We start from the raw sequence: 11981 nt of genomic DNA on the forward strand, positions 1-11981 counted from the left end.
TGCGGGCGGGCACCGACAGTTTCCCGCCGAGCCCGTCCCGGGCTGTGGGGTCAGCTCGCGGTGCGGGCGTCGTCGGCGAGGGCGCGCGGCCAGATCCGGTCGTCGCCGGCCGCCCGGCCGGGGTACTCCGCGACCAGCCCGGCGACCGTCCAGACCATGGTCGGCAGGAAGTCCTCGCCGAGCGCCTCGACGTAGAGCGAGGTCTCCCGGGCGTTCGCCGGATCGACCAGCGGGGCGACGGTGTACCGGGCGCGCGCGGCGAACCGGCGGCCGAGGTGCTCGGAGACCCAGCCCAGCGCGCGGTCGGCGCGCCCGTCGTCGTCGGCGAGGGCGGTGCGCGCGGCGTCGTACCAGTCGGCGAGCACCAGGAAGGCCAGCGACCAGCCCGGCGGCGTCGCCTCGTCGGGCAGCTCGTCGTCGACCGAGGTCAGCTGCCGGACGGCGAACCGCGCGGGCTCCGGCCCCGGCTCGGCGAGGGTCTCGCGGACCGCTCCCTCCAGGACGTCGGACACCAGCCGGTACGCGTCCTCGATGCCCGTCCCGTCCTTCGTCCGTGCCATCGGCGCGGTCCTTCCTGCTCGTGGTCGGGCGCGGAGCCTATCGGGCTGGCGCCGGACGACCGCGCGGGGCAGCATCCCGGCGTGACCGCCACGCCGCACCTGCAGGATCCCGCCCAGCGCCGGCTGCTGGTGGTGCTCGCCACCGGTCAGGTGCTCGGCGGGACGGCGGTGGCGACGTCGATCGCGGTCAGCCCGCTGGTCGCCGCCCGGCTGACCGGCTCGCCGACGGTCGGCGGGCTGGCCTCGACCGCGATCGTGCTGGGCGCCGCCGGCGCCGCGGCGGTGGTCGCCCGGATCGCCCGGCGGCGCGGTCGCCGTCCGGCGCTGACCGGGGGATACCTGATCGCGCTCGTGGGGGCGTTCGGTGCGGTGATCGGGACGGCCGCCGGCGCGGCCCCGGTGCTGCTGGTGTCGCTGGTGCTGATGGGTTCCGGGACGGCCGTCGGGCTGGCGGCCCGCTACGCCGCGACCGACCTGGCGGCGCCGGACCGGGCCGGCCGGGCGTTGGCGCTGGTCGTCTGGGCGACGACGGTGGGCGCGGTCGCCGGGCCGAACCTGCTCGGCCCGCTGCAGGACGTCGCCGCCGGGCTGGGGCTGGAACCGGCGGCCGGGCCGTACCTGCTGTGCGCCGCGGCGTTCGGCTGCGCCCTGCTGGTGAGCTGGGCGGGACTGCGGCCCGATCCGCTCACCCGGGCCCGCGAGCTGGCCGGTGACCCGGCCCCGGAAGACGGGCGGGACCGGCCCTCGACGCCGGTCCGGACCGTGCTGCGCGGCTCCCGTCCCGCGCTGGCCGGGGCCGCCGGGATCGTGCTGGGGCACGCCGTGATGGTCGGGCTGATGTCGATGACGCCGGTGCACATGGACCACGGCGGCGCCGCGCTGAGCGTGGTCGGCTTCGTGATCAGCATGCACATCGCCGGGATGTACGCGCTGAGCCCGGTGTTCGGGTGGCTCGCCGACCGGTTCGGCGCCGCGGCGGTGCTGGCCGGTGCGACGGTGACGCTGGTCGCCGCGGCGGCGCTCTGCGCGTCCGCCGCGCCCACCGCGACCGGGGTGCTGACCGCCGGGCTGGTGCTGCTCGGCCTGGGCTGGTCGGCGGCGCTGGTCGGCGGATCGGCGTTGCTGACGTCCGCGGTGCCGGTCACCGACCGGCCCCGGGTGCAGGGCTCGGTCGACGTGGCGATGAACCTGGCCGGTGCGGCGGCCGGCCTGGTGGCCGGCGCCGTGGTCACGGTGGCGTCCTACTCGGTGCTCGGGATCCTCGCGGCGCTGCTGACCGTGCCGTTCCTGCTGGTGGTGCTGCGCGCGGTGCCGCGCCCGGCCGCGGGCTGAGCGGTGCGGCTCTCAGCGGCCCTGCGTCACGGTCCGGCGTCACGGCCCTGTATCGGGGCCCGGCGGCCGGTCAGCGCTTGCGCTGCTGGTTCCACCAGCGCAGCAGCACGAACAACGCGGAGAGCAGGGCCAGCAGCGAGACGATCTGCCAGGCCAGCGGCGAGCCGATGCCGGTCGTCGCGAGGACCTCGTCGGCGACGTCGACGGGCGCGGCGGCAAGCAGTTCGGACATAACTCCCATCGTACCGACGGCCGGGCGATGACGGGCGGGAGCCGCGCGCCCACGCCCCGGGGCCTACCCTCGACGGTGTGCGGATGAGCCACTTCCGGGAGTTGATGGAAGGCGAGTTCGGGGCGGTGCGGGCGTCGTCGCTGTCCCGGGACCACGTGTTCGCCGAGCTCGACGGGCAGACCGTCGAGCAGGCGATCGAGTCGGGGATCGACCTGCGCCGGGTGTGGCGCGCGGTGTGCGACGCCTACGACGTGCCCGCCGCGCGACGCTGAGCCCGGTCCCAGTGGGCCGCGACGCCGGGTGACCGTTCGGCTCCCGGGGGCGTCCGGTCGGCGTGTCGCCGTGTCGGCTCGAACGCGTGTTCGGCTACCGTTCGGGGTGGGAGACCGCAGCGGTTCCCGGTGAGTTGTCCACAGCTGCCGATCCGGCCGCCGAAACTGTCAGGGGTACCCCATACCGTTGCGGTGTGCCTCCCCGAAAGACAGCAGCAGGCCCCGATCGCACATCAGCGAGGAGTCAAGAGATGTCCGCTCCGGACCGCGAGAAGGCGCTCGAACTCGCCCTCGCCCAGATCGAGAAGAACCACGGCAAGGGATCGGTGATGCGCCTGGGCGACCAGACGCGCGCCCCGGTCAGTGCCATCTCCACCGGCTCCATCGCACTCGACGTGGCGCTCGGGGTCGGCGGGATCCCGCGCGGCCGCGTGATCGAGATCTACGGCCCGGAGTCCAGCGGTAAGACCACGGTCGCGTTGCACGCCGTGGCGAACGCGCAGGCGGCCGGCGGCGTGGCGGCGTTCATCGACGCCGAGCACGCGCTCGACCCGGAGTACGCCAAGGCGCTCGGGGTGAACACCGACGAGCTGCTCGTCTCCCAGCCGGACACCGGCGAACAGGCGCTGGAGATCGCGGACATGCTGATCCGCTCCGGCGCGCTGGACCTCATCGTCATCGACTCGGTGGCCGCGCTCGTGCCGCGCGCCGAGATCGAGGGCGAGATGGGCGACAGCCACGTCGGCCTGCAGGCCCGGCTGATGAGCCAGGCGCTGAGGAAGATCACCGGTGCGCTGAACAGTTCGGGCACCACGATGATCTTCATCAACCAGCTGCGCGAGAAGATCGGCGTGATGTTCGGGTCCCCCGAGACCACGACCGGCGGCAAGGCGCTGAAGTTCTACGCGTCGGTCCGGATGGACATCCGCCGGATCGAGACCCTGAAGGACGGCACCGACATGGTCGGCAGCCGGACCCGGGTCAAGGTCGTCAAGAACAAGGTGGCCCCGCCCTTCAAGCAGGCCGAGTTCGACGTGCTGTACGGCATCGGGATCAGCAAGGAGGGTTCGCTGATCGACGTGGGCGTCGAGCAGGGGATCATCCGCAAGTCCGGTGCCTGGTACACCTACGAGGGCGACCAGATGGGGCAGGGCAAGGAGAACGCCCGGAAGTTCCTCAAGGAGAACCCGGACGTCGCCGCCGAGGTCGAGAAGCGGATCAAGGAGAAGCTCGGGATCGGCGCCGTTCTCGATGCCGAGCAGGCCGCGCCGGTCGAGCCCCTCCCGGCCCCGGTCGACTTCTGAGCGTGCCCGGCGAGTACAACGGGTCCGCCGGCGGCGGCCCGCCCGGCCCCGATGGCACGGAGACCGGCGGCCCGGCCGGTTCCGGCGGCACGGAGACCGGCAGCCCGGCGACCGGCCGGGCCCGCGCCGTCTCGCTCGACGAGCTGTTCGGTGCGAGCCCGGCGGCGGAGCGTCCGTCGGCCGGCGGTCCGTCCGGTGATCCGCCTGGCGGCGGTCCGTCCGGTGACCCGTCAGCCGGCGGTCCGTGGGGCGACGCCGGTCGGCGCGCCGTCCGGCTCGTCGACCCGACCCTGGACCCGACCCTGGACCCGACCCTCGACCCGACCCTCGACCCGATCCTGGACCCGGCCACCGATGCCGCTCCCGCCGCAGCCGGGCCGGGAGAGCCGGTAGTCAGCGTCCCGGGAGGTCCGGAGCAGCCCGGCGGGCCCGGGCGGGTCGTGTCGTTCGAGGAGCTGAGCGCGGAGGCCGGTGCGCCCGGCGCGCACGCTCCCCGGATCGCCACGTTCGACGACGAGCCCGGGCGCCGCGCAGCCCCCCGCGGGACACGGCGCCGGTCCGACGGTGGTGAGAGGTCCGATCAGCCCGATCGTTCCCGGCCGGCCGAGCGCTCCGGTTCCCGGCGCCGCCGCGCGGGCGGGCCGGCCGGCGGGTCGTCGTCCGGGGGAACGCAGCGGGCCCGGACCCCGGTCGACGAGGAGGCCCGGGCGAAGGAGATCTGCCTGCGCCTGCTCACCGACCGGGCCCGCTCGGTCAAGGAGCTCGGCGATGCGCTGCGCCGCAAGGAGATCCCGGACGAGGTCGCGCGGCAGGTGCTGGAGCGCTTCGACGAGGTCGGGCTGGTCGACGACAAGGCGTTCGCCGACCAGTGGGTCCGCTCCCGGCACCGGCATCGCGGACTCGGCAAGCGCGCGATCGCACTCGAGCTGCACCGCAAGGGGATCGACCGGGACACCGCGGACGAGGCCCTCACCGAGATCGACGACGACTCCGAGCGCTCCCGCGCCCGCGAGCTGGTCGTGCGCCGGCTGCGCAGCATGCCCGTCGGCTCCCGCGAGCAGCGCCAGTCCGCCGCGCGCAAGCTCGTCGGGATGCTCGCTCGCAAGGGCTACGGACCGGGGGTCGCCTACGGCGTCGTGAAGGAGGAGATCGCCGCCGCCGGCGCGGACGCCGACGAGCTCGGTGAGGCCCCGCCCGACGACTGACGGCACGGTCGGTCCGGCGCCGCAGCACGCCGCGCCGTGCCGTGCCGTGCCGTGCGGCCCACCTCACCCCAGCAGCTCCCGGCCGGTCCGGTGCCGGTGCAGCACCTGGACGTCGTTCGCCCCCGACCGCAGCGAGGCCGAGGTGTCCGACATGTGCTCCAGCAGGATGTCCGCGAACGCCGTCACTGCCGGCGTCGGTGCGATGTCCACACGCCGGGCCAGCGCCACGGTCCGGTGCAGGGCCGGGGTCAGCACGGTCCGGCGCAGCCGCGGCCGCCCGATGAACACCAGATCCGGTACCACCGCGACCCCGGTGCCGGCCTCGACCATCCGGAGCACCGCGTCCATCTGGCCGCCCTCCACCGCGATCCGCGGCGTCACCCCGGCCACCGCGTACGCGCGCAGGGTCACCTCCCGCAGGTCGTAGCCCTTCCGCACCATCACCAGGTCGTGCTTGGCGAGCTCGGGGACCGAGATGGTCCGGCGCGCGGTCAGCGGGCGCCGGGCCCGCGGGGACGCGACCGACAGCCGTTCGCGCAGCAACGGGGCGCTGTGCAGGGCCGGATCGACCCCGTCCGGCGGGACGATCACCAGCGCGATGTCCAGTTCGTTGCGGACCAGCGAGGTCTCCAGCGGCTGCGAGCCGTCCTCGGCCAGCTCGACGTGGATCTCCGGGTGCCGGGCGTGGAACACCCGCAGCACGTCCGACAGCACGCCGATGCACAGCGACGGCGTCGCACCCACCCGGACCCGCCCGCTGCGCAACCCCACCATCTCGGCCACCGTGGTGCGCACCATGTCCGAGTCGGCCAGCATCCGCCGGGCCAGCGGCAGCACCACCTCACCGGCCGGGGTGAGCGTGACCACCGACCCGCGGTTGATCAACGGAGCCCCCAGCTCCTGCTCCAGCGCCCGCAGTGACCTGCTGAGAGTGGGCTGCGCCACCCCGACCTGGTCGGCCGCACGAGTGAAGCTGCGCACGTCCGCCAGGGCGACGAAGTACATGAGCTGCTGAAGTGTCACGTGCATAGCCTACGGCTATGACAGTAGGCCGCTCGATGCATTGGACGACCATGGGTGTTGCTATGTCCACTGGACGCTGTGGTCACGATGTCCGACAAGTCCCGGGCGGGCGGCGCAGCCGAGCCCCGGCGCCCCCGAACGCCCAGCGCGTTCCTGAAATTCGTGATGGCGGTGAGCGGCGTCTTCCTGCTGCTCTACGTCGTCCTGCACATGATCGGCAACCTGAAGATCTTCTTCGGTCCCGAGTCGATCGACGAGTACGCGGCCTGGCTGCGCACCCTGCTCGAGCCGGCCCTGCCCTACGGCGGGATGCTGTGGATCGTCCGGGTGGTGCTGCTGGTCTCGGTGATCGCACACATCTGGGCGGCGACCGTGCTCACGCTGCGCGCGCGGCGGGCCCGGCCGATCAAGTACGCCGGTGGCTCGCACCAGGTGAAGGGCAGCTACGCGGCCCGCACCATGCGCTGGGGCGGCGTGATCATCGTGCTGTTCGTCGTCTACCACATCCTGGACCTCACGGTCGGTGTCGCCAACCCGAACGGCGTGCACCTGGAGGCGTACAACAACATCAGCGCCGGGTTCGCCCCGGACCGCTGGTACATCACGCTGTTCTACGTCCTCGCGGTGGTCGCGCTCGGACTGCACGTCCGGCACGGCATCTTCTCCGGGATGCAGACGCTCGGATGGTCCTCGAACACCCGGGAGCGCACCATCAAGACGGTGGCCACGGTGTTCGCCGCCGTGCTCACCCTGGGGTTCATCTCGGTGCCCCTCGCCGTCACGTTCGGAGTGGTCTGAATCCATGCCTGACAAGACTGACGCCCCCACCCACCACGTGAGCTACGCCGACTACACGGTCGGCGACCAGGTCGTCGACAAGGCCGTCCCGTCCGGCCCGATCGAGACCCGCTGGGAACGCCGCCGGTTCGGCGTGAAGCTGGTCAACCCGGCGAACAAGCGGTCCAAGAAGATCATCGTCGTCGGGTCCGGCCTGGCCGGCGGCGCCGCGTCGGCCACCCTCGGCGAGGCCGGGTACCAGGTCAAGACGTTCTGCTACCAGGACAGCCCGCGTCGTGCCCACTCGATCGCCGCGCAGGGCGGTATCAACGCGGCGAAGAACTACCGCAACGACGGCGACAGCGTCTACCGGCTGTTCTACGACACCGTCAAGGGTGGCGACTTCCGCGCCCGCGAGTCGAACGTGCACCGGCTCGCCGAGATCAGCCGGCAGATCATCGACCAGTGCGTCGCGCAGGGCGTCCCGTTCGCCCGCGACTACGGCGGCCTGCTCGACACCCGCTCGTTCGGCGGCGTGCAGGTCTCCCGCACCTTCTACGCCCGCGGGCAGACCGGCCAGCAGCTCCTGATCGGGGCGTACCAGGCGCTGGAGCGCCAGGTCCAGGCCGGCACCGTCGAGATGTTCGCCCGGCACGAGATGCTGGAGCTGATCGTCGTCGAGGGCCGGGCGCGTGGCATCGTCGCCCGGGACATGATCTCCGGCGAGATCCAGGTGCACACCGCCGACGCGGTGGTGCTCGCCTCCGGCGGCTACGGCAACGTCTTCTACCTGTCGACGAACGCCAAGGGCTGCAACGTGACCGCGTCCTGGCGGGCGCACCGCAAGGGCGCGCTGTTCGCGAACCCCTGCTTCACCCAGATCCACCCGACCTGCATCCCGGTCTCGGGTGACCACCAGTCGAAGCTGACCCTGATGTCGGAGTCGCTGCGCAACGACGGCCGGGTCTGGGTGCCGAAGCGGCTCGGCGACGACCGTGGCCCGAACGAGATCCCGGACGACGAGCGCGACTACTTCCTGGAGCGCAAGTACCCGGCGTTCGGCAACCTGGTGCCCCGCGACATCGCGTCCCGGGCCGCCAAGGAGGTCTGCGACGAGAAGCGCGGCGTCGGACCGGGCGGGCTCGGCGTCTACCTCGACTTCGCCGACGCCATCAACCGGCTCGGCCGCAAGGCGGTCGAGGCCAAGTACGGCAACCTCTTCGAGATGTACGAGCGGATCACCGGGGAGAACCCGTACGAGGTCCCGATGCGGATCTACCCCGCCGTGCACTACACGATGGGCGGCCTATGGGTCGACTACGACCTGCAGTCCACCGTCCCGGGGCTCTACGTCGGCGGCGAGGCGAACTTCTCCGACCACGGCGCGAACCGGCTCGGCGCCTCGGCGCTGATGCAGGGCCTCGCCGACGGCTACTTCGTACTCCCGGTGACGATCGGTGACTACATCGCCAAGCACAACCTGGAGCCGGTGCCCGACGACGCGCCCGAGGTCGTCGAGGCCGTGAAGTCGGTGACCGACCGGATCGACACATTCCTGTCGATCAACGGCACCCGGACGGTCGACTCGTTCCACCGCGAGCTCGGCCAGATCATGTGGGACTACTGCGGCATGGAGCGGACCGAGGACGGCCTGCGCAAGGCGCTGGACCGGATCCCCGAGCTGCGCCGCGAGTTCTGGAACAACGTCAAGGTGCCCGGCACCGGCGCTGAGCTCAACCAGAGCCTGGAAAAGGCCGGCCGGGTGGCCGACTTCCTCGAGCTCGGCGAGCTCATGTGCCTGGACGCGCTGGTGCGCCGCGAGTCCTGCGGCGGCCACTTCCGTGGTGAGAGCCAGACCGAGGACGGCGAGGCGCAGCGCGACGACGAGAACTTCTCCTTCACCTCGGCCTGGGAGTACACCGGCCGCGGGCAGGCGCCGGTCCTGCACAAGGAGGAGCTCGTCTTCGAGTACGTGCACCCGACCCAGCGCAGCTACAAGTAAGGCGAGCAGACGTGAAACTGACTCTGAAGGTCTGGCGGCAGCGCGACGCGGTCGACAAGGGCCGGCTGTCCACCTACGAGGTCGACGCGGACGAGGACATGTCGTTCCTCGAGATGCTCGACGTGCTCAACGAGCGGCTGATCCTGGCCGGTGACGAGCCCGTCGCGTTCGACCACGACTGCCGTGAGGGCATCTGCGGCGCCTGCAGCATGGTGATCGACGGCCAGCCGCACGGCCCGCAGCGCGCGACCACCACCTGCCAGCTGCACATGCGGCACTACTCCGACGGCGACACGATCGTCGTCGAGCCGTTCCGGTCCGGTTCGTTCCCGGTGATCAAGGACCTGATCGTCGACCGGGGCGCCTTCGACAAGATCATCCAGGCCGGCGGCTACGTCTCGGTGAACACCGGGTCGGCGCCGGAGGCGAACGCGAACGCGGTGCCGAAGGCGCACGCCGACCGCTCGTTCGCTGCGGCGAACTGCATCGGCTGCGGTGCCTGCGTGGCGGCCTGCCCGAACGGATCGGCGTCGCTGTTCCTGGGCGCCAAGCTGACTCACCTGGGGGAGCTGCCGCAGGGCCAGCCGGAGCGCTACGACCGCGTCGTCAACATGGTCGAGATGCACGAGGACGCCGGATTCGGCGGCTGCACCAACACCGGTGCCTGCGCCGTGGCCTGCCCGAAGGAGATCCCGCTCGACGTGATCTCGCAGCTCAACCGCGACTACCTCGCCGCGACGGTGGGTGGCCGCAAGAAGTGACCTCGTCCGTCCGGGCGCGGAACCTGTTCCGCGCCCGGACGGGGGCCTGCCGGGCGGGGGCCGCGCGCTCAGACCAGGCCGAGCGCCAGCATCGCCTCGGCGACCCGGGCGTAGCCGGCGATGTTCGCCCCGGCCACGTAGTCGCCGGGACGGCCGTACTCCTCGGCAGTGGTGTGGCACCGGTCGTGCAGGTCGTTCATGATCTCGCGCAGCCGGTTCTCCGAGTACTCGAAGGTCCAGGAGTCGCGCGAGGCGTTCTGCTGCATCTCCAGGGCGGACGCGGCGACGCCGCCGGCGTTCGCGGCCTTGCCCGGGGCGAAGATCACCCCGGCGTCCCGCAGGACGCGCACGCCGTCCGGCGTCGTCGGCATGTTCGCACCCTCGCCGACGAGCAGGCAGCCGTTCCCGGCCAGCGCCCGTGCCCCGTCGGCGTCCAGCTCGTTCTGGGTGGCCGAGGGCAGCGCGACCTGGCAGGGGATCTCCCAGATCGACCGGTCGGCGGAGAACTCGGCGTGCCCGACCTCGTCGGCGTAGGCGCTGATCCGCTCCCGGCGGACCTGCTTGACCTCCTTGAGCAGCTCCAGGTCGATCCCCTTCGGGTCGTGCACGACGCCGGCGGAGTCGGACACCGCCACCACCCGGCCACCGAGCTGGTGCACCTTCTCCACGGCGTACACGGCGACGTTCCCGGAGCCGGAGACGACGACGTCCTTGCCCTCCAGCGAGTCCCCGCGGATCTCCAGCGCCCGCTGCGCGAAGTAGGTGCAGCCGTAGCCGGTGGCCTCCCGGCGGACCTGCGCGCCGCCGTAGGCGAGCGCCTTGCCGGTGAGCACGCCGGACTCGTAGCGGTTGGTGATCCGCTTGTACTGCCCGAACAGGTAGCCGAGCTCGCGGGCGCCGACGCCCATGTCCCCGGCCGGGACGTCGGTGTGCTCGCCCAGGTGCCGGTAGAGCTCGGTCATGAAGCTCTGGCAGAAGCGCATGACCTCGCGATCGGACCGGCCGCGCGGGTCGAAGTCCGAACCGCCCTTGGCGCCGCCGATCGGCAGCCCGGTCAGCGCGTTCTTGAACACCTGCTCGAAGCCGAGGAACTTGACCGTCCCCAGCAGCACCGTCGGGTGGAAGCGCAGCCCGCCCTTGAACGGCCCGAGTGCGCTGTTGAACTCGACCCGGAAGCCGCGGTTGATGTGGATGTCGCCGCCGTCGTCCTCCCACGGCACCCGGAAGATGATCTGCCGCTCGGGCTCGCAGATCCGCTCGACGATCCGCGCCTGCGCGTACTCCGGGTGCTTGTCCACCGCCGGGCCGATGCTCTCGAGCACCTCCCGGACGGCCTGGTGGAACTCCGACTCCCCGGGGTTGCGGTCCAGGACCCGCTCGTGGATCGACTCCAGTGTGGCGTGCATCGGCTTACCCTGCGCTCCTCCCGGCCCGCGCCCGCCGCGGTCCGTCGCCATCAGAACATTCACGAGGATGTAACGCGGGGCGGATTCGGTCACACTCGATGCGCACCCCGGCACTGTGAGGCAAGTCTCGATACAGGGGTCGATACCGACGTCGACGTAGATCACATGTGACCTGCGTCGTACTCTCTGGCAGGTCGCGCCAGTGCGTGACGACGACAGAGGACACGGCGCCGTGTCCGGGACCCGATCGGGCCGCGGTGCCGCGAGACGACAGGAGTCCCCGCGCGTGTCATCCACCACTGACACCAGCGGCAGCCCCGGTGCAGGCCGGGCCACGATCGCCGCGCGCACGCTGCGCACCGACCGCTGGTGGCTGCCACCGCTCGCGACGTTCGTCGCCTTCGTGGCGTGGGTCGCCTACGCGACCGTCCGGGCGTTCATGCAGCAGTACTACTACGTCGAGGAGTACGGCTACCTGACGCCGTTCTACTCGCCGTGCGTCTCGGTGGGCTGCATCCCGGAGGCGTCGCACTTCGGCCAGTTCACCCCGGACGTCTGGTGGCTGCCCTACGCGGCGGTCTCGCTGCCGTTCCTGCTGCTGTTCCGGCTGACCTGCTACTACTACCGCAAGGCCTACTACCGGGCGTTCTGGCTGTCCCCGCCGGCCTGCGCGGTCGCCGAGCCGCACCGCCGCTACACCGGCGAGACCCGGTTCCCGCTGCTGCTGCAGAACGCGCACCGCTACTTCTTCTACATCGCCGGCCTGATCACCCTGATCAACGCCTACGACGCGGTCGCCGCGTTCAGCAAGCCCGGCGGCGGGCTCGGGCTCGGGCTGGGCAACATCATCCTGGTCGCCAACGTCGTGCTGCTGTTCGGCTACACGCTGTCCTGCCACTCCTGCCGCAGTGTGGTCGGCGGGCGGCTGAACCACTTCTCCAGGCATCCGGTCCGCTACCGGCTGTGGGGCTGGGTGTCGAAGCTGAACACCCGGCACATGGCCTACGCCTGGGCGACCCTGGCCAGCCTGGCGCTGACCGACTTCTACGTGATGGCCGTCTCCGCCGGCTGGATCACCGACCTGCGGATCGTGGGGTGAGCTCGGAC

At 71.9% G+C, this 11981-nt stretch carries 12 protein-coding genes; 8 read left to right on the top strand and 4 right to left on the bottom strand.

Features of this window, described 5'->3' with window-relative positions; all coding sequences use genetic code 11:
• Positions 1–50 precede the first annotated feature (50 nt).
• Positions 51–560 (bottom strand): hypothetical protein, encoded by a 510-nt coding sequence (locus ABZ881_RS06815; RefSeq protein ID WP_344028192.1) that lies wholly within the window; start codon positions 558–560, stop codon positions 51–53.
• Between the two features lie 81 nt (positions 561–641).
• Here ABZ881_RS06815 and ABZ881_RS06820 point away from each other — a divergent pair, with 81 nt between their 5' ends.
• Complete coding sequence (locus tag ABZ881_RS06820; protein ID WP_358482413.1) at positions 642–1892, top strand: MFS transporter; 1251 nt, start codon at positions 642–644, stop codon at positions 1890–1892.
• Between the two features lie 70 nt (positions 1893–1962).
• Here ABZ881_RS06820 and ABZ881_RS06825 read toward each other — a convergent pair whose 3' ends face one another.
• Entirely contained in the window at positions 1963–2124 is a 162-nt protein-coding gene (locus ABZ881_RS06825) for a hypothetical protein (protein ID WP_344028187.1), read from the bottom strand.
• Between the two features lie 77 nt (positions 2125–2201).
• Between ABZ881_RS06825 and ABZ881_RS06830 the strand changes: the two genes are divergently transcribed.
• The 3 genes from ABZ881_RS06830 (at position 2202) to ABZ881_RS06840 (ending at position 4905) form a co-directional block, all read left to right on the top strand.
• Positions 2202–2396, top strand: coding sequence for a DUF3046 domain-containing protein (locus ABZ881_RS06830; protein WP_344028184.1), 195 nt, complete (start codon positions 2202–2204; stop codon positions 2394–2396).
• Between the two features lie 251 nt (positions 2397–2647).
• The gene (recA, locus tag ABZ881_RS06835) at positions 2648–3700 is read left to right on the top strand and encodes a recombinase RecA (RefSeq protein ID WP_344028181.1); all 1053 of its coding nucleotides are present in this window, start codon (positions 2648–2650) and stop codon (positions 3698–3700) included.
• 2 nt (positions 3701–3702) lie between these two features.
• The gene (locus ABZ881_RS06840) at positions 3703–4905 is read left to right on the top strand and encodes a regulatory protein RecX (RefSeq protein WP_358482415.1); all 1203 of its coding nucleotides are present in this window, start codon (positions 3703–3705) and stop codon (positions 4903–4905) included.
• 63 nt (positions 4906–4968) lie between these two features.
• On the opposite strand, the gene ABZ881_RS06845 is transcribed toward ABZ881_RS06840, so the two are convergent.
• Positions 4969–5928 carry a LysR substrate-binding domain-containing protein gene (locus ABZ881_RS06845; protein WP_344028174.1) on the bottom strand — a complete coding sequence of 320 codons (960 nt, stop codon included), beginning with the start codon at positions 5926–5928 and terminating at the stop codon, positions 4969–4971.
• 87 nt (positions 5929–6015) lie between these two features.
• Between ABZ881_RS06845 and ABZ881_RS06850 the strand changes: the two genes are divergently transcribed.
• The 3 genes from ABZ881_RS06850 to ABZ881_RS06860 are packed head-to-tail and all read left to right on the top strand — an operon-like array spanning position 6016 to position 9468.
• A complete protein-coding gene (locus ABZ881_RS06850; protein WP_358482417.1) occupies positions 6016–6726 on the top strand; it encodes a succinate dehydrogenase cytochrome b subunit in 711 nt (236 codons plus the stop codon).
• Between the two features lie 4 nt (positions 6727–6730).
• Positions 6731–8707: a fumarate reductase/succinate dehydrogenase flavoprotein subunit gene (locus ABZ881_RS06855; RefSeq protein WP_358482419.1), complete on the top strand. Its 1977-nt coding sequence runs from the start codon at positions 6731–6733 to the stop codon at positions 8705–8707.
• A gap of 11 nt (positions 8708–8718) precedes the next feature.
• Positions 8719–9468 (top strand): succinate dehydrogenase/fumarate reductase iron-sulfur subunit, encoded by a 750-nt coding sequence (locus tag ABZ881_RS06860; RefSeq protein WP_358482420.1) that lies wholly within the window; start codon positions 8719–8721, stop codon positions 9466–9468.
• Positions 9469–9536: 68 nt separating this feature from the next.
• Here the strand turns inward: ABZ881_RS06860 and gdhA are convergent, their stop codons facing one another.
• The gene (gdhA, locus tag ABZ881_RS06865) at positions 9537–10874 is read right to left on the bottom strand and encodes an NADP-specific glutamate dehydrogenase (protein WP_358482422.1); all 1338 of its coding nucleotides are present in this window, start codon (positions 10872–10874) and stop codon (positions 9537–9539) included.
• Between the two features lie 286 nt (positions 10875–11160).
• On the opposite strand from gdhA, the gene ABZ881_RS06870 reads away from it, so the two are divergent.
• On the top strand, positions 11161–11973 hold the full coding sequence (locus tag ABZ881_RS06870; RefSeq protein WP_358482424.1) for a hypothetical protein: 813 nt from the start codon (positions 11161–11163) through the stop codon (positions 11971–11973).
• Positions 11974–11981 lie beyond the last annotated feature (8 nt).

Source organism: Pseudonocardia sp. NPDC046786, from assembly GCF_040645415.1.
Lineage (GTDB): Bacteria > Actinomycetota > Actinomycetes > Mycobacteriales > Pseudonocardiaceae > Pseudonocardia > Pseudonocardia kongjuensis.